This window comes from Exiguobacterium sp. OS-77, from assembly GCF_000414195.2.
Lineage (GTDB): Bacteria > Bacillota > Bacilli > Exiguobacteriales > Exiguobacteriaceae > Exiguobacterium_A > Exiguobacterium_A indicum.
This window is the reverse complement of the sequence record NZ_DF239008.1, coordinates 576,729-601,783: the sequence shown is the minus strand read 5'-3', so window position 1 is coordinate 601,783 and position 25,055 is coordinate 576,729. Positions and strand designations below refer to the sequence as shown.

Below are 25,055 nucleotides of genomic sequence, written 5' to 3'. Positions count from 1 at the left end.
ACACTGCTACCTTTTTCAGATTTGTGATATCCTATTCAACAGAATACAATTTTGCCGAATCGAATCTTTTTCGATTCTTTCATCAAAAGGAGAGTCAACATGAATTCAATTAGTGTGATCATTCCAGTCTATCAAACCGAATCTCAAGCAAAAGCTGCGATTCAATCCGTTCTCGACCAACACGTTTCGATTCCTGTAGAAATCGTCGTTGTCTTTGATGGACCAAGTTCTTATGTCGATGATATTCGTGCACTATATCCAACGTGTACCATCATCGAACAATCACATCAAGGTGTGTATGCGGCTCGACGTAATGGAGTTCAAGCTGCTTCAGGAGACTATGTCATCTTTTTAGATAGTGATGATATTCTTGCTCCCCGTGCGCTTTACACATATATCAAGGCATACGAGAAGTCTCGTGGGGAAGTCATCATCGGTAAGATCTCCCCTGTCTATAATAAGAAGAAATGGCTGATGCCGATCGATGACGATCGTTACTTCTTTTACTCGCGCACGAAGTTTAATTCGCGTCACTTGACGACGATCCATGGATGGATGATCAAAAAAGAATTGCTTCAGACATTGCCTAGCTTCGAAACGACATGGTTTGCGGATACGCTCATCGCCCATACTGTCATTTCGCAGTTAACGAACATTACTTCCGTCAACTACATCGTGTACGGACGGAATTCAAGAAGTACACCACTGGATGGTCAATCGCTCTTCCAACTACGTGACATTACGACACTCTCAGATATTTCTCGAATTTATGGCATATTATCAGCAGAGACAAAAGATGAAGAAGTCCAAAAATTCTTAAATACGTGGTATAAACGGTTCATTTCAAAACGTGGACGTACATTACTCGAACGGAGTTCATCTAATACTCAACAAGCAGAAGTCTTCAACCATGTCGCTTACGACTTAAAGCGGATGCCATCAAAGAGTAAATATCTACAAGCTTGGTCAACGGGATCGTACGCGATGTTCAAGCTGTACATTACTGCTGTCAAAACAAAACGTTCCTTACGTACGGCGCGTCGTAAAAAAATTAAAAACGGTCTTATGCTATATCGACTATTCCAGAAGATGCCGATCAAAGACAATCTCGTCTTATTCGAAAGTTTCTTAGGGCGGAGTTACTCTGACAATCCGAAGGCACTTTACCTTCACCTAAAAGAAAAACATCCGGAACTAGAACTTGTTTGGATTTTCGCTCAAGAACCTTCTGATGAAGTGAAGGAAGCATGTCCGAATTGGATACTTCGAAACAGCTTTACGTACTATCAATACATGGCTCGTGCGAAATACTGGATTTTCAACACGCGTCAGCCGCTCAGCTTGAAAAAACGCGAAGAAACTATCTATCTTCAAACATGGCACGGTACGCCATTAAAACGACTCGGTCTTGATATGGAAGATGTGCATATGGCTGGAACGAATGCGATTCGCTATAAAAAGAATTTCTATAACCAAGCGCAAGAATGGAACTATCTGATTTCGCCAAACGCGTACTCGAGCGAAATCTTCAAGAGCGCATTCGGGTTCCAAAATACGATGCTTGAAACGGGCTATCCTCGTAACGATCTCTTATATGCCGATAATCAAGCGGGTCTCATCAGTGAAATCAAAACACGCTTAAATATTCCGGCTGATAAAAAGATCGTCCTTTATGCACCGACATGGCGAGATGATGAGTTCATCGCGCGAGGAAAATACCGATTCGACTTGCAATTGAATTTAAATGAGATGCAAGCACGCCTCGGTGACGAGTACGTCGTCCTTTTACGGATGCACTACTTGATTGCTCAAAACATGGATATCAGTGGACACGAAGGATTCGCTTACGATGTCTCTTCATACGGTGATATCGCAGAACTCTATCTGATTAGTGACATCCTGATCACGGACTACTCATCTGTGTTCTTCGACTATGCACACTTGCAACGTCCAATGATCTTCTTTACGTACGATCTAGAGAAGTATGCTTCAACGTTGCGCGGATTCTACTTCGATTTCGAAGAAGTCGTCCCTGGACCACTTCTGAAGGAAACAGATCAAGTCATCGATTATATCGAACAAATCGATACGAAGTCCGTCGCTTACCAAGAAAAATACGATCGCTTCCTCGAACGGTTCTGTAGCTTAGATGATGGTACGGCGAGTGAACGCGTTCTTGCTGAATTGTTCCCAAGTACAGCACAATCGACGGTCGAGGACGAATCAACAGAAACGGAATGATAAATCAAAAAGTGCCTCCTTCCTTAACTGGAAAGAGGCACTTTTAATTTAGTTACGGACGAACAAGGCAACGCTTTCGACGTGTGTCGTATGCGGGAACATATCGACCGGTGTCACTTCGACGAGTGTATACCCGAGTTCTGTCAACAACTTCGCGTCACGCGCTTGTGTCGACGCGTTACAAGAGACGTAGACGATCCGCTTCGGTGCGACATCTGCAGCAGCACGTAAGAACTCTTCGTCACAGCCTTTACGGGGTGGGTCGACGACGATGACGTCCGGTTGGATACCGGCTTTAACGAGATCCGGCATGACCTTCTCGGCTGCACCGTACTCGAACGTCACGTTCTCGATGCCGTTCGCTTGTGCGTTCCGGCGTGCATCATCGATTGCTTGCGGTACGATTTCGATACCGTAGACGTGCTTCGCTTGTTTAGCGAGTGACAAGGAAATCGAACCGATCCCACAGTAAGCATCGACGACAGTCTCATCGCCTGTCAACTGAGCGTACTCGAGCGCTTTCGCGTAGAGTTTCTCTGTTTGCAGCGGATTGACTTGGAAGAACGAATGCGGTGAGATCTCATACGTCAATCCAGCGATTTGATCGCGGATGACGGACGGTCCATATAAGACGACGTTCTTTTTCCCGAGAATGACGTTCGTATCATCCGGGTTGATGTTGTGCTGGATCGACGTGACGTTTGGTAACGCCTTTAAGATGCCTTCAACGATCTTATCGATCCCACGCAATTGTTTGACCTTCGTGACGAGCACGACCATCAACTCGTTCGTGTGATACCCATGACGTGCCATGATATGACGGATGACACCTGCTTTTTTCTTCTCGTCGTACGCTGGGACTTTCAAATCAGCGAGGACTTTACGAACCGCTTGGACGGCTTCGTCGTTTTCTTTGTTTTGGATCAAGCAGTAGTCCATATCGATGATCCGGTGACTCCGTTTTTGATAGAAGCCAGCCATCAATTTGTTCGATTGGAAGGCGACCGGTACTTGTGCTTTGTTGCGGTAACCCCAAGGATCTTCCATCCCGATCGTCTCGTGGACGGGAATTTCAAGACCTGCTAGGCGCGCGAAAGCGTCACGGACACGGTTGTGCTTGAACTTGAGTTCTGCATCGTATGACAAGTGTTGCAATTGGCAACCGCCACACTGGTTGTAAACCGGACAAGGTGGCTCGACACGATCGACACTCTTCGTCTTTTGACGGATGATACGACCGAACCCGTAAGACTTCGTCGTTTTCGTGATCTTGATCTTGACCTGCTCCGTCGGCAATGCGCCCGGGATGAAGACCGTATAGCCATCGATGCGCGCGACCCCTGATCCTTCATGTGTCAGGTCGACGATCTCGACGACGTGTTCATCGTTCTTTTGTACTGGAATCATGAATATCCTCCTTAAAAACCTCGCTTCACGCGAGGTTCGTTTCTGCTTCTTGTAGTTGTGTATTGATTTGTTCCATCTCTTCGATCCGGAACTTTGGTGTCATGACTTCGAAATGAGAGCGAAGATTCGTCATCTCGCCTTCGCAAATGCCGCCAAACTCACCATCGATGTTCAAACTCATCTCTGATGTATTCTTCATGCGGACGAATGAGGTCGTGACATGCTCGATGCAAGGGTCCGAGAAATGATCCCCTTTTAAGGCAAGACGCATGACACGAATCAGTTCGACGAGGTTACATTTCTTGAGAATGAAGAGATCGAACCGACCATCATTGAGTGACGCGTTCGGTGACAGCTTCTCGAACCCACCGACGGAGTTCGTGTTCGATGTCAAGAACAGCATGACTTCTCCTTTGAATATACCCTTTTCATGCTCCAGTTCGACATATGTCGGTCGGATTTGTGGAAGTTTCTCCATCCCTTTGACGTAGTACGCGAGCTGTCCGAGTGCCGTCTTCAGCTTCGAAGGCACTTCGTACGACAGTTCTGTCATGATGCCACCACCAGCGATGTTGATGAAGTAATGGACGCCTGCCGATCCTTCAATCTTACCGATATCGACCGGCATCGTATGTCCCGTACAAATGACATCCATCGCCCCTTCGATCGTCAATGGAATACGCATCGCCCGACCAAAATCATTCGTCGTTCCAACAGGTAATACACCAAGCTTCGGACGTTTGTTGTAGGCAGCCATTCCGCTGATCACTTCGTTCAACGTACCATCGCCGCCTGCTGCGACGACGAGATCAAAGTCTGCTTCGCATGCTCGTGCTGCTTCATACGTCGCATCGCCGACCGCTTTCGTCGAGTAGACAGATGTCTCATAACCCGCTGCTTCGAGTCGGTCGAGGATATACGGTAAATTTCGTTTAACCATCTCTTTCCCGGAAGTCGGGTTATAAATCACGCGCGCTCTAGGTCTCATAAGATTTTCTCCTTTTTGACTCAACCGTTCATTTGATACATAACTGTTTTATTTTACATGAACTCTCGAGACATTACAAAGCCAAAAAAGACAGCGTCCGTTTCCTCGCAGAAGTAAAGGAGGAACGGACGCTGTTCGATCAGCTACTTATTTTAATTTTTCAAGCTCTTCATAGAAGAGTTGATCCAGGAGGGCAGGGTTCGCCATTCCTTTTGTTTTCTTCATGATTTGACCGATGACGAAGCCTTTCTTCCGGTCACGTCCACCGAGTAATTCCTCGACGACGGCTGGGTTCGCTTCGAACATCTCGACGATCAGACCACGTAGCAATCCTTCGTCTGAAATTTGTGCAAGACCGTTTGCTTCGACGTATGCACGTGGCTCGACACCTTCTTCGATAACGGCCGTGAAGACTTGTTTGGCGATTTTCGAAGAAATCGTGCCGCTTGCGATCAAGTCGATCATCTCTGCCAGACGAGCTGGTGTCATCTTGACTGTTTCAAACGTTTCCGTCGATTTATTCAAATGACCTTGGATCTCACCGATCGTCCAGTTGGCTGCTGCTTTTGGTTCTGCGCCTGCTGCGAGAGTCGCTTCGAAGTACTCTGCCATCTCACGTGTGACCGTCAGTTGTTTCGCATCATACGCTGAAAGACCAAGTTCTTCTTGGTAACGCACGCGACGTGCATCTGGAAGTTCCGGAATACCGGCACGGATCGCTTCTTTCCAATCGTGATCCAGCACGAGCTTGACGAGATCAGGCTCTGGGAAGTAACGGTAATCCGACGCCCCTTCTTTGACACGCATGAGGACGGTTTGTTTTTTTGTCTCATCGAAACGGAGTGTTTCTTGGCGCATTACACCACCCGCAAGCAATAGTTTGCGGTGACGATCTTCTTCGAACTCAAGACCTTTTAAGACGTTTCCGAATGAGTTCAAGTTTTTAAGTTCTGTTTTCGTACCGAACTTTTCTTGTCCGTATGGGCGAACGGAGATGTTACAGTCACAACGAAGTGATCCTTCTTCCATCTTGACGTCTGAGACGCCTGCATATTGCAAGACTTCCTTAAGACGTTCGAGGTAGGCGACTGCATCTTTCGGTGAACGCATGTCCGCTTCACTGACGATTTCGATGAGCGGTGCACCTGTCCGGTTGAAGTCGACGACTGAGTGATTCGCACCCGTGTGGTTCATCTTACCAGCATCTTCTTCCAGATGGACACGTTCGATTCGGAAACGTTTCGTTTCGCCATCGACTTCCGCATCAATGTAGCCATCGAAGCCGATCGGTTGATCGAACTGTGAGATTTGATACGCTTTTGGCGTATCTGGATAGAAATAGTTCTTCCGGTCGAATTTCGTTTGATCGGCCACTTGGCAGTTGAGTGCCATAGCTGCACGCACAGCGAGCTCAACGGCTTTTTCGTTGATTTTCGGCAAGACGCCCGGATGTCCAAGACAAATCGGACACGTTTTCGTGTTCGTCTCCGCGCCGTATTCCCGCGCACAACCACAGAACATCTTCGTGTTCGTGCTCAGCTCGGCGTGGACTTCGATCCCGATGATCGTTTCAAAGTTCATGATACATTCGCTCCTTATAACTTCGGAAGCGCGAATCCACCTGTCGCAAGCTCAAACGCATGCGCAGCGCGGTAGATCGTCGCCTCATCGAAATGTTTTCCAATGATTTGTAAGCCGACCGGAAGACCGTCGACGAATCCAGCTGGAACCGAGATGGCTGGGACACCTGCTAAGTTGATTGGAATCGTCAGAATGTCATTCGCATACATCGTGACGGGATCATCGAGTTGTGCACCGAGTTCGAATGCTGGTGTCGGCGCTGTTGGTCCGATGATGACGTCATAGTTCGCGAGGACATCGTCGAAGTCCTTTTTGATCAACGTTCGAGCTTGTTGTGCTTTTTTATAGTAGGCATCGTAGTAACCTGAGCTGAGCGCATACGTTCCGAGCATGATCCGGCGTTTGACTTCGTCTCCGAATCCTTGTGAGCGAGAATACTTGAAGACATCTTCAAGTGCGTCCGCTTCCGCACGAACTCCATAACGAATACCGTCAAAGCGCGCGAGGTTCGATGATGCTTCGGATGAAGCGAGTAAGTAGTAAGTCGCAAGCGCATATTTCGAGTTCGGAAGTGATACTTCATCAACCGTCGCACCGAGTGCTTCGAGTTTTTGGATTGCTTCACGGATGTTAGCTTTGACACCTTCACTGACACCCTCACCGAAGTATTCTTTCGGAACAGCGATCTTCAACCCTTTGATATCACCTGTCAACGCTTGTGTGTAATCTGTTGCGGCGACATTCGCAGACGTCGAATCCATCTCACAGTGTCCTGCGATCGCGCTCAAGAGATACGCGTTGTCTTCGACTGTTCGTGTCAACGGACCGATTTGGTCAAGCGACGACGCGAACGCCACAAGACCGAAGCGTGAGACGAGACCGTATGTCGGTTTCAACCCGACGACACCACAATAGGCAGCCGGTTGACGAATCGAACCACCTGTATCCGAACCAAGGCTGAACAAGACTTCGCCTGCTGCGACAGCTGCTGCTGAACCACCTGAAGAACCACCTGGAACGTGTTTCGTATTCCATGGATTGCGAACCGGTTTGTACGCTGAGTTCTCGTTTGAAGAACCCATCGCGAACTCATCCATGTTCAATTTCCCGATCGTGACCGCCCCTGCTTCATGCAGACGCTCGACGACCGTCGCGTCATGCGCTGGTACGAAGTTCTCGAGGAATTTCGAACCACATGTCGTCGTCATCCCTTTTGTGACGATGTTATCCTTGACACCGATTGGAAGACCAAACAATGGATTCGCTTCGTGTTTCGCGACATCATCCATTCGTTTTGCTTGCTCGAATGCTTCTTCGTTCAATGAAAGAAACGCACCGATTTTTCCATCGACGCGGTCGATTTGATCAAAGGATTCTTGGACGAGTTCAGAAACTTTGACTTCGCCATCCTGAATGAGTGTGTGTAGTGTTTTGACACCATGTTCAAAAAGTGACATCGGGTCATTTCCTCCTTATTCGAACACCGCTGGGACGCGGACTTGTCCGTCTTCCCAATCGGGTGCGAGTCGTTCTACTTCCGTACGAGGAAGTGATGGACGTACTTCGTCCTTACGTAGGACGTTCTTTAAATCGAGGACATGAGTCGTCGGTTCGACGCCTGTCGTATCGAGTTCATTTAATTGTTCAGCGAACCCAAGAATCTTCTCGAGTTGTCCTGTGAATTGTGCTACTTCTTCATCTGTCACGGCAAGGCGTGCCAAATGCGCCACGTGGCGGACTTGCTCCTCATTAATCTTTGCCATGTCATTCCACCTCCGGAACTTTTGCGATATATTTTACACTATTTCTAATCATAGCACTTTTCGTCCAGACAAAAAAGACGATGGTGCATCGGGGGGAGGTCCGCACCATCGTCCTATAGGGGTAGCAAAGCTTCCGGGCGGAAAGCTTCTAGTTATGAAATACCCGCTTTAAATCAGACGAAACAAAAATACTGAATATTCATACTAATACATCGAAGAGCAGATAGACATTAAAGACGATGACGATCGAGACGATGATCCAGGCCAACGTGTTCATGAACCGACTGTTCCGATGTTCCCCCATGTACTGTTCACTCGCTGTCGCCCGAATCAAGGGAATCAAGGCGAACGGAATCCCGAACGATAAGGCGACCTGACTAAGGACAAGTGCTCGTGTCGGATCAAAACCGGAGAACAGCAACAAAATTGCCGGCAACATCGTCACGGTCCGGCGAACGAACAGTGGCAGTTGAAGATGAAGAAAGCCGCGCATGATCGCGTCCCCTGACATCGTCCCGACGCTTGAAGAAGCGAGACCCGAGACAAGTAAAGCAATCGCAAACAGATACGGTGCGCTACCACCGAGCGTGACATGAAGTCCCTCGTAGATCGCTTCAAGCGAACCCGCTTGATACGTCGTGCCGTAAAACACACTGGCGGCGATGACGAGCATCGCTCCGTTGACCGCTCCAGCAATCAACATCGCTCCCCAAATGTCGAAACGCTGAATCCGTAACATCGACAATTTATTCGCAACGTGTCCCATCCGGCGTTTCGTTAAATCGGAATGGAGATAGATCGCATGCGGCATGACGGTCGCTCCGAGCATCCCGGCAGCGAGGACGATGCTCGACGTACCTTCAAATCCCGGTAACAATCCTGCCGATAGATCACGAAAGACCGGATGAACTTCAAATACTTCAATCGCAAAAGCAGCGGCGATGATTAAGACGAGTACGGCGATGACAGCTTCGAAATGCCGGAGTCCCTTCTGCTCGAAGCCGAGGATGACGAACGACAAGACTGCCGTCAATAATGCTGCCATCCGTAAATCGATTGCAAACAGTAAATGAAATCCGAGTGCGGCCCCGACGAACTCTGCGAGATCGGTTGCCATCGCGACGAGCTCCGCTTGTACCCAGTAGAAGAAGCGCGTGACCGGCGATAACTCCTCCCGGATTACTTCCGCTAAACTGAGATTGCTGACGATTCCAAGCTTGGCTGACAGGAACTGAATGACGACCGCCATCAAGTTCGAGGCAACGATGACCCAGAGCAACAAATATCCGTACTGGGCGCCTGCCGTCATGTTCGTCGCGAAGTTTCCCGGATCGAGATACGCGACGGCAGCAACGAACGCCGGTCCGAGATATGTCCGTTTTCTTGGTAAATCTTGTGTAAGTGGCTGTGTCGCCATCTCGTTCACCTCACTTTTTGTTTTCATTATACGCTCATTTTGCACAAGAGCAACAAATATGTTTATGGTAAATAACAACGTATGAAGTGAATTAAAAAGGGATGTCTCCTGTAATCAGGAAACACCCCTTTTTGTTAATTAGACGATCTTCCGCTCAGGCTCCGCACCTTTTAGCTGCGCTTGCACTTGATCGAATTCATCATAGATCGCTTGACTCGGTTCCTTCGTCACGAGACTACCGACGACGAGCGCAACAGTCGAAGCGAAGAAGGCTGGAATCATCTCGTACATCTCAGAAATGTAGAATGGCAACCCTTCGACATTTTGTTTGATGAGAATCCAGGCGATGACGACGACAGATCCCGTAATCATCGAAGCAAGTGCTCCTGTCTTGTTCATCCGGCGCCAAAGCAAGCTGAACAGAACGACTGGTCCGAACGCGGCACCGAAACCAGCCCACGCATAACCAACGAGAGTCAAGATCGACTTCTGTGCACCGAACGATAAGAGAATCGCTAGAGCAGCGACGACAAGGACCATCACGCGCCCCATGACCATCAATTCACGATCCGAAGCATCACGCTTGAAGAAACGTTGATAGAAATCATTCGTTGCCGCACTCGAAGAGACGAGTAGCTGTGTCGAGATCGTCGACATGATGGCAGCAAGTAAGGCTGCAAGCAACAGTCCCGTAATGAAACCAGGGAAGAGATCGCGTGATAATTGAATGAAGACATTCTCTGGTTCTCCTAAAGGACTATTTTGTTGCGTGAAGTAGGCATATCCGATCAAACCTGTCACCATCGCTCCAAAGATTGAGAACGTCATCCAGATCATCCCGACGCGACGTGCTGACTTCATCTCGTGTAAGTTCCGAATCGCCATGAAACGAACGATGATATGCGGCTGACCAAAGTAGCCGAGTCCCCATGCGAGTAGCGAGACGATTCCAATGACCGTCGTACCTTTGAATAACTCGAGCTTTGAACCGTCCGTCGACCGAATCGTTTCGAGCGTCTCGTTGATCCCACCGCTTAAAGCGAGGGCAACGCCTGGTACGATCAGCAACGCGATCACCATGATCATCCCTTGGACGACGTCTGTCCAACTGACGGCAAGGAAACCACCGAGGAAGACGTATGCAATGACGACGCCCGCTAGAATCCAAAGACCTGTCGTGTACTCGAGACCAAAGACTGCTTCGAACAAACGACCACCCGCGACAAAGCCACTTGATGCGTACATTATAAAGAATATTAAGATAACTCCAGCTGAAACAGTACGCAAGACACCACTTTTATCGTGGAATCGTTTTTCGAAGTAATCGGGAATCGTGATCGCATCCCCTGCATGTGCCGTATACGCACGCAGACGCGGCGCGACGAGTAACCAGTTGGCGTATGCGCCAAGTAACAATCCAACGACGATCCACCCACTGGACAGACCAGTTGCATACATCGCACCCGGTAATCCCATCAACAGCCAGCCACTCATGTCACTTGCTCCAGCAGAGAGCGCCGTGACGACTGGACCAATCGTACGTCCCCCAAGCATGTAGTCATTCATGTTCTTCGTCCGATAATACGCAATGACGCCAAGTGCGACCATCAGTCCGAGATACAACAAAATCGCAAACCACATTCCGTTCATCCTTGCTCCCCCTTTTTCCATGATATAAGAAAAACGGGCATGCAGGTCGCACACCCGTTTCATCTATTAAACACCATTTCAGAACATTTCTGAAGTTGTTTTTGCTTGAAGATGTAAAGTCAAGTAATCTGGTCCGCCCGCTTTCGAATCCGTTCCAGACATGTTGAATCCACCAAATGGTTGGTAGCCAACGATTGCGCCTGTGCACCCACGGTTGAAGTAGAGGTTACCGACGTGGAAGTTCGCACGCGCGTACTCTTGGTTCGTCCGGTCTTGCGTGATGACAGCACCTGTCAATCCGTATTCCGTGTTGTTCGCGATGTCGATTGCTTCTTTGAAATCTTTCGCTTTCGTGAAGGCGACGACTGGTCCAAAGATCTCTTCTTGCATCAAACGATCCGTTGGTTGAACGTCCGCGACGACTGTCGGTGAGACGAAGAATCCTGTTGAATCATCTGCCGTACCACCTGCGACGATGCGTCCTTCTTCTTTTGCGACGTCGAAGTACGACGTGATTTTCTTGAATGCTGCTGCGTCGATGACTGGTCCGACGTTGTTTGAGACATCCGTCGGGTTACCGATGCTGAGTTTGTTCGTGTTCGCGACGACTTTTTCGAGCAACTCGTCATAGACAGAGTCGAGTGCGACGACACGTGAACAAGCTGAACATTTTTGACCCGAGAATCCGAATGCCGCTTTCGTGATCATGTCCGCTGCGTAATCGAGGTCGGCCGACTCATCGATGACCATCGTATCTTTTCCGCCCATTTCCGCGATGACGCGTTTGAGCCAGATTTGACCTTCGTTTAGTTTCGATGCCCGCTCGTTGATGCGAAGACCGACATCACGTGATCCCGTGAAGCTGATGAAACGTGTTTTCGGGTGATCGACGAGGTAGTCACCAACTTCTGCCCCTGAACCTGGTACGAAGTTCAAGACACCAGCTGGAAGGCCAGCCTGCTCCATTACTTCGACGAATTTCGCTGCGACGACCGGTGTCGTCGATGCGGGTTTCAAGAGGATCGGGTTCCCTGCCACGATTGCTGCGACAGCTGTTCCAGCCATGATCGCGAGTGGGAAGTTCCATGGTGAGATGATGACACCAACACCGAGTGGGATGTAATCGTAACGGTTGTATTCGCCTGGACGACTCTCGACTTTTTTACCGTCTTTTAAGACGAGCATCTGACGTGCGTAGTATTCGAGGAAGTCGATCGCTTCTGCTGTATCAGCATCCGCTTCATTCCAAGGCTTCCCTGCTTCTTTAACGAGGTAGGCAGAGAACTCATGCTTCCGCTTGCGGATGATGTTCGCTGCTTTGAATAGGACGTCCGCACGTATAGACGGATTGACGAATTTCCATGTTTCGAAAGCTGTGACTGCTGCTTGCATCGCTTCTTCTGCATGTTCCTGTGTCGCTTTCGAGACACGTCCGACGATCTCTTCTTTGTTAGCCGGATTGACGGAGACGATTTTATCTTCCGTCGTCACATGTTTTCCACCGATGACGAGCGGATAATCTTTGCCGAGTTCTTGCGTGACGAGTGCAAGTGCCTCTTCGAACGCTTTCTTGTTTGCTTCTTGTGAGAAGTCCGTGAATGGTTCGTGTTTGTACGGAATCATCTCTATTCCCCCTTTAGTCTCTACTTTAAATCGCTTACATTCTCCATTGTACAGAAGCATGAGTCCGCTTACAATTATTCTAGTCAAAAAAATAGAGGAGCGACCAAATTGATCTCTCCTCGTCTCTATTTATTCCTTCGCTTGTGAAAAGACGATCTCTTCGTGTTCAATTGAAACTTTGACGTCTTGCCCTTGGAATAACCAATCATCTTGATCCGAGACGACGAAGTGGATGCCGTCGACGACCTCTTCGACCGCTGCCCGCTCGACTTCTTCCATATGAACACCAACCGAGAAACCTTGTGTTAAATCCGTTGAGCCACCATATTTTGCGAAGAAGCGAATCGTATCGCCTGATTTTGCTTCCATCTCATCTTTGAAGTATTGTAATGCCTCATCTGTAATATGAATTTTCATATCTATCACTCCCCTTTCGTTTAGTGTACCGATATCCTACTCAAAAAAGCGAATTTCCTGTATGGTAGAGACAAGATTAGCTATGGAAGCACCATGAAACATTCATCTTAGGAGGAATTCGAATGAAACGATCGCTCGTAGTGCTGCTTGCGACCAGTCTCGTACTCGTCGGTTGCGGAAACGATTCCCCGTCTTCTACAGATACCAAATCCCCGAAGACGACGGAAACGAAACAACAGAAGGCTGAACAAGCCGTTCTTGACGTCTATCAAACATACGAAAAAACGCTCGGTCAATCCGGACGAGCAGATGCGAAGGATCTCGCATCGATTGAATATACGGCTGACGCAAAACAACTTGAACCGCTTGCCGTTGGTGCGAAGAACTTGAATGTCGTTCCCGGTAAGGTCGTCAAGTCGTTCCAAAAGGGCGACGTCGCCTATATCATCCACGAATTCAAGGATGCGAAAGGATCGATTCTCCCAAACCGGGGATCGAAACTGTTATTGAAGAAAGACGATGAGTGGAAAATCGTCCTGACACCGACGACATTCGATCCGTCCGTCTTCTCGACGCTTGGCGATATGTTCACTGGATTTAACGCTGATGAATATGGTGTCAATGCGAAGGCGGCTGATGAGATCGGAAAAACCGATGAAAAAGAGCAGGATGCCGTCTTCTCTCGTGTCAATGCGCAAACCGATTATATGGCGCTTGAGATGAACAGTAACATCCTGATGATTTACGGTGAGGCGCTCAAGAACGAAGGAAATCCTGAAACGCTCGTTGATTACTATCAAGACTACGCAGACTGGTATGAAGAAGAACAGTCACTCCTCATGAAGACAGCGAAAGCCGGTTCGGATTATGAGAAGTACTTGATTGCCCTCGATCCATTAAAAGAGAGTCTTCAAAAGAAGCTTGAGAAATATGCGGATCAATTAAACATGGAATTAGGATAAGGAGGAATTTTCATGCAAGCACCAACATTCACCCTTCCGAACGCACAAGGAGAACCGATTTCCCTCGAGGATTATCGCGGAAAAAAAGTCGTACTCTATTTCTATCCGAAGGATTCAACGCCTGGTTGTACGACCGAGGCATGTGATTTCCGTGATGCGACGCAAGCGTTCGAAGAAAATAACACCGTCATTCTCGGTGTTTCTGCTGATAGTCAGAAACGGCATCAAAACTTTATCGCAAAATACGAATTACCGTTCCAATTGTTATCAGATATCGAGCATGAAGTGTGTGAGCAATATGGCGTCTGGCAACTGAAAAAGAACTACGGTAAGGAATATTTTGGAATTGTTCGTTCAACTTTCCTAATTGATGAGTCTGGTGAAATCGTCAAGGAATGGCGCAGTGTGAAAGTAAAAGATCACGTCGCAGAAGCACTTCAGTACGTCCAAGAGCAGAAATGAGTTCAAGAACCAGTTGTTTTATACAACTGGTTCTTTTTGTATTAAACCCTTTTAAAAACTCCTAATTTTATCCTTCAAAAAAAATAATTTAATAAAAAAACCATTGGTATTACACACAAATTTAATGATTTTGAAATAATCTGAAAATATTCTATTGATTTTTCTGAATATTGTATTTATTATTGATAACAAGTTGATCCGGTGCTTTCCACAGCTTAAGAATAAAAGGCGATGACCCCTCTTATTTTTAGTCGGACACCGGATCGCTATCCTATCGGTTCTTATCGTTTCACCAGATATATCTATTTCTTTTGGGAGGGATTTACTTTATGAAGAAGAAAAAGGCACTTGCACTCGTTGGAGCACTGACAATCGCTGGATCAAGTCTTGCGGCATGTTCGACGACAGATGAAGGTAAAAAAGAAAGCGGTTCGACATCTGGAGAGAAATCTTCAGACAAACAAATCTTAAATTTAACGAGTGCTTCAGATATTCCAGCACTTAGCCCAACCGTCGCAACAGACTCTGTTTCCTTCACAGTGTTAAACAACGTCCAAGAAGGTCTATTCCGTCTTGATGACAAACAAGAAGCTACACCTGGTGTTGCTGAAAGTGTTGATGTTTCGGAAGATGGACTTACATACACGTTCAAGCTTCGTGATTCGAAATGGTCGGATGGCAGTGATGTCACAGCAAAAGACTTCGAGTATGCATGGAAACGTGTTCTTGATCCGAAAAGTGGTTCGCAATATGCGTATATCATGTATCTCATCGATGGCGCAGAAGCGTATAACACAGGAAAAGGAAAAGCTGACGATGTTGCAGTCAAAGCTGTTGACGACAAAACGCTCGAAGTTAAGCTGACACAACCGGCTGAATACTTCAAATCATTAACTGGTTTCGGTTCATTCATGCCACTGAAACAAGAGTTCGTCGAAAAACAAGGGAAAAACTTCGCGACGAAACCAGATACATTCCTTTACAACGGACCATTCGTCCTATCAGACTGGAAAACAGAAGTCGGTTGGAGCTACAAGAAAAACGATCAGTACTGGGATAAAGATAACGTTAAACTCGAAGAGATCAACTACAAAGTCGTTAAGGAAACATCGACTGCAGTTAACCTTTACGAAAAAGGTGATATCGACCAAGTTGGTCTGACAAGCGAATTCGTGGATCAGTACAAAGATAACGAAGACTTCGATACACGCCTTGATGCATCGATGTACTATATCCAAATGAACTTCAAGAATGAACTCTTGAAAAATAAAGACATCCGTAAAGCAATCGACTCTGGGTACGATAAAGAGCAGATGGCAAAAGTTCTCTTAAACAACGGTTCAATCCCAGCTTATTACTATGTCCCGAAAGAATTCGCAAAAGGTCCAGACGGTAAAGACTTCCGTGATGGTAACGAAGGCTTCGGTTCATACGATGCTTCTTCTGCAAAAGCATCGTTCGAAAAAGGATTGAAAGATATCGGTAAAAAATCAGTCAAACTCGAGCTTCTTTCATACGATGATGATAACTCGAAGAAAATCTCTGAATACCTTAAAGGCGAGTGGGAGAAAAACCTTCCAGGTCTTGAAGTCACGATCAAACAACAGCCGTTCAAGAACAAACTTGAGCTAGAATCAAAAGGTGAGTTCGAACTATCATTCGCAGGATGGGGACCTGACTACCAGGATCCGATGACGTTCCTCGATATGTGGGTAACAGGTGGACCATACAACCGTGGTAAGTACTCAAGCGATAAATATGATTCACTCATCAAATCAGCTCAAAAAGAAGTAGATGCTGAGAAACGTTGGCAGGCACTGAAAGACGCTGAGAAAACTCTCCTTGAGGACGATCAAGCAATCTCTGTTATGTATCAGCGCGGAGCTTCCTTCTTACGTAAGCCGTATGTCAAAGGAATCGTCAACCATAAAGTAGGTGCCGATACTTCATACAAATGGGCATCAATCGAAGGAAAATAAGTTACACCAAAAGACCAGATTCGCTGACGAGCGTGTCTGGTCTTTTTTTCCACCTGTGTCATTTGTCCTATTTTTCTGAATAGCATTAAAATTTCGTGTCATTCTGTTTTCATTTTTATATCTTCGTTTTATACTATCAAAGAATCCGATTCACTATATTTACAATAATTCATTAAAATTATTCATAATTAATGGAAATGAACCGATATATTTACCACAGAGGACTTTTGCCTCAATACTCTACTTCACTAGGAAGGAGGACTCACTCATGAAGCAACGCGTACTTACAAATCAAAAGAGTTATACGGAAGAACAACTCGAGATGATCGAAGCGATTCGCGCAGTCGGTGAACTCATCCAGGATCGTCCAAGGCGTACAGTCTACCGTCGTTATGCGCTCGTCAATGACTGGCCACAGCCAGAGAATATCGTTCGTCAATTCGGGTCTTGGCCTGAAGCTTTATCTGCAGCAGGTTACGAATGGAATGTAGATCAGCAACCCGAAGAACTCGAGCGGGCGCCGAAGTATACAAAAGATGAGATCTTAAAATCGTTTCATCGCTATGCGCAGGATGTCGGATCGACAATCACCTTGAAAAAGTATCAAATGTGGCGAAAATCCGTTCACCACGCGCCGAGTCACTATCACATCGTTAAGATGTTCGGATCATGGCATGATGCCTGTACGGCAGCAGGTCTTGAAGCCAGCGTGACCTACTCTAAAGCAGAGCTCGCTGCATCGCTTCGTCAAGCCATCGAAGAAGTCGGATTTTCTCTTTCATTTGAAGCCTATCGAGAATGGGCGAAACGGAACAATAAACCCTCGACGAAAGCTCTATTACACCGATACGGCTCTTGGTCGGCTGCGATTCATGCGATTGAAAATGAGATCCGTCTCAACAAACAACAAGCTCAATGAACTCATCCATTCTTCAGTCCTTTCCGATCTTCGAGACGGAAAGGCTTTTTTTCACCAAAAAAAAGATGACGTTTCCGCCATCTTTTTTTGGTGTGATTCAAATGACTTTCTCTTTCCATTCATGATACGCTGCGACACGATCGCGTCCTTGGAACTTCGCACCGACATACATCGCACGGTCCGCGTTTCGGATCAAACTGGCTAGATCGCCCAGTTCCTTCAGCGTATCTACCCCTATGCTCGCTGTAATCTCAAGAGTATGACCCTCGACTACTATCGGATTAGCATGCAACGTCTCACGAATTCGTTCTGCCACGATGCGGGCGGACTCTAGATCCGTATTCGGAAGCAAGATGACGAATTCTTCCCCACCATACCGAGCCACGAGATCCGTGATTCGCGTCGCTTGCATCAGCAACTTAGCTACTTCAAATAGGACGACATCGCCGATTTCATGACCGTACGTATCATTGATTTGCTTAAAGTGATCGAGATCGATCATCAATGCGGAGAAAGGATACAGATCGCGTTGTTTGATTCGACGATCCCCCCACTCTTGTAACGCGCGATAATTGGGTAATTTCGTCATCGCATCCGTCCGGCTATCAATCAGCAATCGCTCTCGTTCATGTGCGCGCTCTACAGCCCATGACAGGACACGCAACGCGCGATACAACTCGTACCCAAAGTCTTTCGTAAACTCTCCACTGGCTTCAGAGGCAAGTAAGAGTGAGCAATTGATCGTCTCCGTTGCTTCAGGCTGTATGAATAAGACGGATTGAATTTCCTCTGGTAAACAATCATACAATCGAATATCCCACTCCTGTTGCATACCATAGAGTAAAACTTCCTCTTTTTCAATGATTTCCTCTATGACCTTCCCTTCTACATGGTCCGCCTTTAATTTACGCCCATCCTTTAAGGAATAATAGACACTTTGTTGTCCCTCTTCGAAATCGAATTTAATCCATGCAATATCCGGTTTGACGAATTGATTGAGTTGTCGCAGGTATCGTTCGATGATAAATTGCGCGTCACCGTCTTTCCACGCCGCTTCTTTTAAACGTTCAATTTGTTCCCAATGCTCAATTCGGTCCGATGCTTGGACCGAACTACCGAGAGAACGCTTGATGATGAAAAGTGCAAACGCTGCCATTACAAGCCCGCTATTCCCGTTTCCTTGCACGACAAGTGTACTGAAAATACCATAGAGTAGTTCTGCCGTGATGACGACTGCTTCGAAGCGTAGCAGCTGAAACATGACATCACTTGGAATATTTTCACCCAAAAGAAATCGTGAAAGTTGGTATTGCAGCAATAAGACAATCCATAAAATAACGACCATCGCAAGCAACGGGATGATGTTGTCAGTTAATTGAAAGGCATCACCATGCGTCCCACCTAAGAGATTATAAGCTAGACCTGCTGGTACGATTAAGAAAAGTTCTAGCGCCACATTAAACGGATAGTTATGTAGCATCCGTCGTCTTCCGACTGGTGTATGAATCGTACGTAATTGATAAATCAACATGGTGACCTGTCCTACACAAATAGCAGAAAGCATGCCATACGTTAAAAATGTGAACAATACAAAACCAAAATGAAACGTGAAGCTCATATGTCGTCGGCGAACCGGATCGACGACAAAAATAGTGGATAATGCGGCAATCAATAAAAACGTGAACAAGTCGACGCTGAGGCTATAATCCTTAGACTTCGCAAAAAGATCGATGCCAATCACGATTAAGAAAAATACGACCCAGCTTCGAAGGAGATATTGTTGAAAACGGCGCACTCGAACTTCCCCTTCCTGTTTAATCTATTTTTTAAAATTGTAATAAATTGTTAATTCTATTATTCAATTTTTTGAGCAAAATGTCGAACTTGAATCGTTTCATTTGATACACTCATTAAAGAGGTGATCTTTCATGACAAATACGTTTACTCAATATGCTTTTGACACGTTTCACATTGATGGTCTTGATTCACGAATGCATGCCATTCGCGAGCGCATCCAACCGATTTTTCGCGATATCGGACAAGAAATCACGCCCGACTTGACCGTCGCGATCGAAGAGGACATGCACGTCCATATCGCACAACATGCTAGACGCAAAGTAAATCCGCCACAGGATACATGGATGGCTTTTTCACCAGATAGACGCGGCTATAAAAAGCATCCTCACTTCCAAGTCGGACTGTTTGATGACCATCTGTTCATTTGGCTCGCCTATATCTATGAGTTGCCGAACAAACAACACTATGCCTCACAATTACTAAATCATACGGATTTACTAACCACACTCCCTGAAGACTTCGTCATTTCATATGATCATATGAAAAAAGATGCTGTTCCCGTACACGAGACCGACATCCATTCAGGGTTAGAACGCTTCCATGATGTCAAAAAAGCAGAATTCCTCGTCGGTCGTCACATTTCAGCACAACAAGTGAGCGAATTGACACGCGAGGAGTTATTAGATGTGATTCGAAATACCTATTCGCATCTCGTACCACTCTATAAAACGATTAAATAAAAAGGATGGCCGAATCGGTCATCCTTTTCATTAGTTATATTTTACTAGAATTGACATGACTTGTGTACGGTCAGAGTTTAAATTTAGATAAATGTTGACCTGTTTTGAGGAAACGGTCATGACATTGAACGTTTTATCGAGTTTTGCTGTCGGATAGGCTTGTTTGACTTCCTTGACTGTAACCGTCCGTTTGACTTGTTTCGGATCATAAACGATGGCACTGACTTTCGCTTTTGCATCCTTCACACCATACGTTGAACAGTAGTGAAGGGCACGATCTGCTGAAGCAAGACCATTTCCACTTTGACACCAGTTCGAGCTCTTTTCGCCTTTGTACGCTTTATGTACTTGCGTAAGTGTCGTTTTTTCAAGAACAACTTTTCCATCGAGGGAATGTGCTTGTTTTGCTTGCGTCTGAATTTCTTGAAGCCATTTTACATCAGTTTGTTTTGTTGCTTCGACCGATTGATTATATGAAGTGCCTGACACGATGCTGACAGTGAGTGCGGCAGTTAAGATGATTCCTAAGACTTGTTTCATGCTAATGTCCTCCTCGGCGCCTATATAAAGCGTTGATAATAAACTGATTCCCCTATTTCAAAAAATTATTCAGTTTTTATAGTTTTTTTATGGAAGTTTATTTTTATTTTTTATACATGCAAACAAAAAGAACCTAGTGTCGGCGGGACACTAGGTTCTTCCTCATTTCTTATGCATCTTAAACTCTAGGAACAACTCATTGTAATGTGCGAGCATCTTCTTCCCGAGGTTCTCATAAACTTCAAGTGTATCTGTGACTTGTTTATCAGGATAGAATCGCTCATCGGTCCGAACCGATTTGTCGAGCAGTTTTAAGCCTTCTTTGTTTGGTGTCGAATAACCGACGTAATCCGCATTTTTCGCTGAAACATCTGGACGCAGCATGAAGTTGATGAACTCATGTGCCCCCTCGACGTTTTTCGCGGTCTTCGGAATGACGACATTATCGAACCAGACGTTTGATCCTTCTTTTGGAATGACGTAGTCAAGATTTTCATTCTCGCTCATGATCTCGTTTGCATCACCTGACCAGACGACACCGAGCCCCGCTTCTTCATTCGCGAGCAATAACTTAATCTCGTCTCCGACGATTGCCTTGACGTTTGGTGTCAGGCGCATCAAGTTCGCTTTTGCTTCCTGTAGTTTCGACTCATCCGTTTCATTTAACGAATAACCGAGACTATTCAAGCTCATCCCCATCACTTCACGGGCACCGTCAGCGAGTAGAATCTGATTCTTTAGCTTCGGATCCCAGAGATCCTTCCAGCTCGTCGGTTTCTTCCCATCAATCAAGTCTTTATTGTAGACGATACCGACCGTTCCCCAGAAATACGGAATCGAGTACTTGTTGTTCGGATCGAACGATAAATCTAAAAAGCGCGAATCGATGTTTTTGAGATTCGGGATTTTTTGATGATCGATCGGAACGACGAGCTTCTCATCGATCATCTTCGCAATCGCATAGTCGGACGGAACAGCGATATCGTACGTCGTTCCTCCCTGTTCGATCTTCGTCAGCATTGCTTCGTTTGAATCGAACGTCTGATAGACGACTTTGATGCCGCTCTCCTTCTCAAACTGTTTGATCAGTGCTGGGTCGATGTAATCGCCCCAGTTGTAGATGTTCAGGACATTTTTCCCTGAATACCCTTGTGTCTCATTTAACTGATTCAAGGTGAATAAAATGACACCCGAGATCAGGAAAATCGCGGCAAATAATTGAATCAATTTTTTCAACGGTCATTTCACCTCCGGTCGCGAAAGCTTCGTAGCAGCTCGTTGGTTCAAGAAGTAGTAGCCGATGACGAGTAAGAACGTAAACAAGAAGATGACGGTCGACAAGGCGTTGATCTTCATCGAAATCCCTTGACGGGCAAGTGAGTAGATCTCAACGGACAACGTCGTAAAGCCGTTTCCTGTCACGAAGAACGTCACCGCAAAATCATCCAGTGAGTACGTCAATGCCGTAAAGAAGCCAGCGAAGATCCCTGGTGTGATATACGGCAAGATGACTTTCGTCAAAACATCCCAACGGCTTGCGCCTAAGTCGCGCGCTGCATCAACGAGCGTTGGACTCATCTCCTGCAACTTCGGCAGGACGAGAATGACGACGATCGGTACCGAAAACGCGATGTGGGACAGTAGGACTGACGTAAAGCCGAGTTGGATGCCAAGTAGCGTGAAGAAGATCAAGAACGATGCCCCAATGATAACATCCGGACTGACGATCAAGATGCTGTTGAGCGTCAACAACGACGTCTCGACCCGTTTCTTACGGACGGCTTGAATCCCAATCGCTCCGAATACGCCAAGAATCGTCGAGATTGCAGCTGATAACAAGGCGATGACGAGTGTGTTCAATACGATGATCAACAAACGTGAATCTTGGAAGACTTCCTTGTACCAATCCCACGTGAACGAATCGAAGTTCGTCATGTTGTCAGCACTGTTGAACGAATAGAATGCCAAGTAGAATATCGGAGCATACAAAATGATGAAGACTCCGATCAGATAAAGATTTGCTAGTTTCAGACGTTTCATCAAGTCGTCGCTCCTTTCTTCCGTTTCGTACTCGTCAAGGCAAGGATGATCGCCATCGCGATGATGAGGAAGACAGCGATCGTCGCTCCCATGCCCCAGTTCTGTGTCACGAGGAACTGCTGTTCAATCGCTGTACCGAGCGTGATGACGCGGTTCCCGGCAATCAGACGCGTAATCATGAACAGCGATAACGCCGGAATGAAGACGAGCTGACAGCCTGACTTCACACCATCGAGCGTCAGCGGGAAGACGACACGCCGAAACGTCGTGAAGTTCGACGCCCCAAGATCACGTGCAGCGAAGACGAGTGACGGACTCAGTTTTTCAATCGCATTGAAGATCGGCAGGATCATGAACGGAATGAAGATGTACACCGAGACGAAGACGAAACTAAAATCGGTAAAGAGAATCTGTTGTCGTCCAATTCCAATCGCTTCAAGCGTTTGGTTCGCAAGACCATACGTACTGAATAACCCGATGAAGGCATAAGCTTTCAACAACAAGTTGATCCACGTCGGTAAGATGATCAAAAGTAGCCACAGCTGTTTATGCTTCGTTTTCGTCAACAAGTAAGCGGTCGGATAACCGATCAAGAGCGAAAACACTGTAATCAAAAAGGCATACCAGAACGAGCTGAGTGTCATCGTCAAATAGGTCGACGTAAAGAAGTTCTGGTAGTTCTCAAATGAGAAGTTGCCGTCCAAATCAAGGAATGAATAGTAGACGACGAGTACGATCGGTGCGATGACGAACAAGGCAATCCAGAATAGATACGGGATAAGATACCAGTTACGTGATTTTTGCATCATAACACCCCGTCGTAGGATTCCAGACGCTTATCGAATTCTTCTTCCGTCTCGTTCAGTCGCATGACGTGAATCGCTTCCGGATCAAATGTCAGTCCGATCTGCTCACCAACCGTCGCTTTTTTCGTACTGTGGACGAGCCATTCGTTACCGACTTCATCCATACAAGCGATCTCGTAATGCACGCCACGGAAAAGTTGCGAATCGACGGTGACTTGTAGTTTCCCTTGGGTCACGTTCGTGATTTCGAGATCCTCCGGACGGATGACGATCTCGACCGGTTCGTTCAATTCAAGACCACGGTCGACACATTCGAATTCCTTTTCTGCGAACCAGACCCGATAGTCTTCCACCATGCGCCCTGGAATGATGTTCGACTCACCGATGAAGTCCGCGACGAAGCGGTTGATCGGTTCATCATAGATATCCGTCGGTGTGCCCGATTGTTGAATGACACCGTGATTGAGGACGAAGATTTCATCTGACATCGCCAGTGCCTCTTCTTGGTCGTGCGTGACGAAGATGAACGTGATGCCAAGACGACGTTGCAAGTCGCGGAGCTCATACTGCATCTCTGTCCGTAATTTCAAGTCGAGCGCTGACAGTGGCTCATCGAGCAAGATGACTTCCGGCTCATTGACGATTGCCCGAGCAATCGCGACACGTTGCCGCTGTCCACCTGACATCTCGGTGATTTCTCGTTTCTCATAACCGGACAAGTTGACGAACTTCAACGCGTCCGTCACACGTTTAGCGATTTCTGCTTCTTTCACCTTCTTGATGCGAAGACCGAAGGCGATGTTCTCGAAAACGTTCAAGTGCGGGAAGAGTGCATAGTCTTGGAAAACCGTATTGACTTGACGTTTGTTCGCCGGTACATCGTTGATCCGTTTTCCGTTGAAGATGATGTCCCCTTCTGTTGCTTCCGAAAAGCCAGCAATCAGTCGTAAGATCGTCGTTTTCCCACAACCCGATGGTCCGAGTAACGTATAGAACTTCCCGCGTTCGATTTCGAAGCTGACTTGGTCGAGGACGGTCTGATCGTCGTATCGTTTCGTAACGTCCTTGAATTGAATGATCGTAGTATCTGCCAATCTAGTTCCTCCTTTATAAGTATGAGTCAGTCGCAGTCACGAGGACCTTCGTCTCTTGTGTTGACTCATTGCGTAGTTGATGGATTTCTGAAGCCTTATAGTAAAGTGTCTCTCCTTGTTTCGCTACAAAAGACTGACGTCCGAGCGTCAGCGTGACGTTTCCTGCGAGCACATAGACGAACGTCTCGGCACCTGATGGTTCATACGTCTTGAATGCTCCCCCTGGCGCGAGTGTGAGCAGGACCGGTTCCATCTCTTTTTCATTCGATTCCGGAATGAGCCACGTGACATGATACCCCTGTTCCTCATCGGCATATGTCGTGACATCCTCTTCCCCATAGACGACTTTTTGATTGAGTGTATCCTCATCAAAGAAATCCTTCGGTGAGATGCCAAGGACTTCGAGGAGATGAAACAGCGTCTCGATCGACGGTGAACTGATTTCCCGTTCGAGTTGCGAGATGTACCCTTTACTCAGGTCTGTTCTTTCCCCTAGTTCCTCTTGCGTCAATCCCTTTTGAAGACGGAGGTTCTTGATTTTTTGACCGATTGAGTACAATCGACGTCCTCCTCTCATCGGCTTAGTTTAGTATAAGATGACTAAAAGTTTACTAATCACGTACCGATTA

The 25,055-nt window shown here is 46.7% G+C and carries 22 protein-coding genes; 6 read left to right on the top strand and 16 right to left on the bottom strand.

What is annotated here, in order from left to right; genetic code table 11:
* Positions 1 to 99: 99 nt before the first annotated feature.
* Positions 100 to 2,241, top strand: coding sequence for a bifunctional glycosyltransferase family 2 protein/CDP-glycerol:glycerophosphate glycerophosphotransferase (locus EXG77_RS02850; protein WP_081637358.1), 2,142 nt, complete (start codon positions 100 to 102; stop codon positions 2,239 to 2,241).
* 48 nt (positions 2,242 to 2,289) lie between these two features.
* Here EXG77_RS02850 and rlmD read toward each other — a convergent pair whose 3' ends face one another.
* The 9 genes from rlmD to EXG77_RS02805 all read right to left on the bottom strand — a co-directional run bounded on the left by rlmD (position 2,290) and on the right by EXG77_RS02805 (position 13,087).
* Positions 2,290 to 3,648: a 23S rRNA (uracil(1939)-C(5))-methyltransferase RlmD gene (gene rlmD, locus EXG77_RS02845; RefSeq protein ID WP_035396153.1), complete on the bottom strand. Its 1,359-nt coding sequence runs from the start codon at positions 3,646 to 3,648 to the stop codon at positions 2,290 to 2,292.
* 25 nt (positions 3,649 to 3,673) lie between these two features.
* Entirely contained in the window at positions 3,674 to 4,636 is a 963-nt protein-coding gene (locus tag EXG77_RS02840) for a diacylglycerol kinase (RefSeq protein ID WP_023469333.1), read from the bottom strand.
* A gap of 147 nt (positions 4,637 to 4,783) precedes the next feature.
* Positions 4,784 to 6,217 carry an Asp-tRNA(Asn)/Glu-tRNA(Gln) amidotransferase subunit GatB gene (gene gatB, locus EXG77_RS02835; RefSeq protein WP_035396151.1) on the bottom strand — a complete coding sequence of 478 codons (1,434 nt, stop codon included), beginning with the start codon at positions 6,215 to 6,217 and terminating at the stop codon, positions 4,784 to 4,786.
* Positions 6,218 to 6,231: 14 nt separating this feature from the next.
* Positions 6,232 to 7,674, bottom strand: a complete 1,443-nt coding sequence (gatA, locus tag EXG77_RS02830; RefSeq protein WP_023469335.1) for an Asp-tRNA(Asn)/Glu-tRNA(Gln) amidotransferase subunit GatA — start codon at positions 7,672 to 7,674, stop codon at positions 6,232 to 6,234.
* 15 nt (positions 7,675 to 7,689) lie between these two features.
* The gene (gatC, locus tag EXG77_RS02825; RefSeq protein WP_023469336.1) at positions 7,690 to 7,980 is read right to left on the bottom strand and encodes an Asp-tRNA(Asn)/Glu-tRNA(Gln) amidotransferase subunit GatC; all 291 of its coding nucleotides are present in this window, start codon (positions 7,978 to 7,980) and stop codon (positions 7,690 to 7,692) included.
* A gap of 199 nt (positions 7,981 to 8,179) precedes the next feature.
* Positions 8,180 to 9,424, bottom strand: coding sequence for an Nramp family divalent metal transporter (locus EXG77_RS02820; RefSeq protein WP_074668410.1), 1,245 nt, complete (start codon positions 9,422 to 9,424; stop codon positions 8,180 to 8,182).
* A gap of 111 nt (positions 9,425 to 9,535) precedes the next feature.
* A complete protein-coding gene (gene putP / locus EXG77_RS02815) occupies positions 9,536 to 11,047 on the bottom strand; it encodes a sodium/proline symporter PutP (protein ID WP_035396144.1) in 1,512 nt (503 codons plus the stop codon).
* Between the two features lie 78 nt (positions 11,048 to 11,125).
* Positions 11,126 to 12,670: an L-glutamate gamma-semialdehyde dehydrogenase gene (gene pruA / locus EXG77_RS02810; RefSeq protein WP_023469339.1), complete on the bottom strand. Its 1,545-nt coding sequence runs from the start codon at positions 12,668 to 12,670 to the stop codon at positions 11,126 to 11,128.
* Between the two features lie 129 nt (positions 12,671 to 12,799).
* Entirely contained in the window at positions 12,800 to 13,087 is a 288-nt protein-coding gene (locus EXG77_RS02805) for a HesB/YadR/YfhF family protein (protein WP_023469340.1), read from the bottom strand.
* A 122-nt stretch (positions 13,088 to 13,209) separates the two neighbouring features.
* Between EXG77_RS02805 and EXG77_RS02800 the strand changes: the two genes are divergently transcribed.
* The 4 genes from EXG77_RS02800 to EXG77_RS02785 all read left to right on the top strand — a co-directional run bounded on the left by EXG77_RS02800 (position 13,210) and on the right by EXG77_RS02785 (position 17,409).
* On the top strand, positions 13,210 to 14,049 hold the full coding sequence (locus EXG77_RS02800; RefSeq protein WP_035396142.1) for a hypothetical protein: 840 nt from the start codon (positions 13,210 to 13,212) through the stop codon (positions 14,047 to 14,049).
* 12 nt (positions 14,050 to 14,061) lie between these two features.
* On the top strand, positions 14,062 to 14,511 hold the full coding sequence (gene bcp / locus EXG77_RS02795) for a thioredoxin-dependent thiol peroxidase (protein WP_023469342.1): 450 nt from the start codon (positions 14,062 to 14,064) through the stop codon (positions 14,509 to 14,511).
* 329 nt (positions 14,512 to 14,840) lie between these two features.
* Positions 14,841 to 16,490, top strand: coding sequence for a peptide ABC transporter substrate-binding protein (locus EXG77_RS02790; protein WP_023469343.1), 1,650 nt, complete (start codon positions 14,841 to 14,843; stop codon positions 16,488 to 16,490).
* Between the two features lie 268 nt (positions 16,491 to 16,758).
* Complete coding sequence (locus EXG77_RS02785) at positions 16,759 to 17,409, top strand: homing endonuclease associated repeat-containing protein (RefSeq protein WP_023469344.1); 651 nt, start codon at positions 16,759 to 16,761, stop codon at positions 17,407 to 17,409.
* A 97-nt stretch (positions 17,410 to 17,506) separates the two neighbouring features.
* On the opposite strand, the gene EXG77_RS02780 is transcribed toward EXG77_RS02785, so the two are convergent.
* Positions 17,507 to 19,204, bottom strand: coding sequence for a GGDEF domain-containing protein (locus EXG77_RS02780; protein WP_035396140.1), 1,698 nt, complete (start codon positions 19,202 to 19,204; stop codon positions 17,507 to 17,509).
* 133 nt (positions 19,205 to 19,337) lie between these two features.
* Between EXG77_RS02780 and EXG77_RS02775 the strand changes: the two genes are divergently transcribed.
* Positions 19,338 to 19,946, top strand: coding sequence for a YktB family protein (locus EXG77_RS02775; RefSeq protein WP_035396138.1), 609 nt, complete (start codon positions 19,338 to 19,340; stop codon positions 19,944 to 19,946).
* 30 nt (positions 19,947 to 19,976) lie between these two features.
* Here the strand turns inward: EXG77_RS02775 and EXG77_RS02770 are convergent, their stop codons facing one another.
* The 6 genes from EXG77_RS02770 to EXG77_RS02745 form a co-directional block, all read right to left on the bottom strand.
* The gene (locus EXG77_RS02770) at positions 19,977 to 20,486 is read right to left on the bottom strand and encodes a hypothetical protein (protein ID WP_035396136.1); all 510 of its coding nucleotides are present in this window, start codon (positions 20,484 to 20,486) and stop codon (positions 19,977 to 19,979) included.
* A 162-nt stretch (positions 20,487 to 20,648) separates the two neighbouring features.
* Positions 20,649 to 21,722, bottom strand: a complete 1,074-nt coding sequence (locus EXG77_RS02765) for a PotD/PotF family extracellular solute-binding protein (RefSeq protein WP_023469348.1) — start codon at positions 21,720 to 21,722, stop codon at positions 20,649 to 20,651.
* A 3-nt stretch (positions 21,723 to 21,725) separates the two neighbouring features.
* A complete protein-coding gene (locus EXG77_RS02760; RefSeq protein ID WP_029342587.1) occupies positions 21,726 to 22,526 on the bottom strand; it encodes an ABC transporter permease in 801 nt (266 codons plus the stop codon).
* Positions 22,526 to 23,335, bottom strand: coding sequence for an ABC transporter permease (locus EXG77_RS02755; RefSeq protein ID WP_029342588.1), 810 nt, complete (start codon positions 23,333 to 23,335; stop codon positions 22,526 to 22,528). The genes EXG77_RS02760 and EXG77_RS02755 overlap by 1 nt, the downstream gene beginning before the upstream one ends.
* Positions 23,332 to 24,426 (bottom strand): ABC transporter ATP-binding protein, encoded by a 1,095-nt coding sequence (locus EXG77_RS02750; RefSeq protein ID WP_023469351.1) that lies wholly within the window; start codon positions 24,424 to 24,426, stop codon positions 23,332 to 23,334. Before EXG77_RS02750 ends, EXG77_RS02755 begins: the two co-directional genes overlap by 4 nt.
* A gap of 13 nt (positions 24,427 to 24,439) precedes the next feature.
* A complete protein-coding gene (locus EXG77_RS02745) occupies positions 24,440 to 25,003 on the bottom strand; it encodes a helix-turn-helix domain-containing protein (protein ID WP_035396133.1) in 564 nt (187 codons plus the stop codon).
* Positions 25,004 to 25,055: the final 52 nt, after the last annotated feature.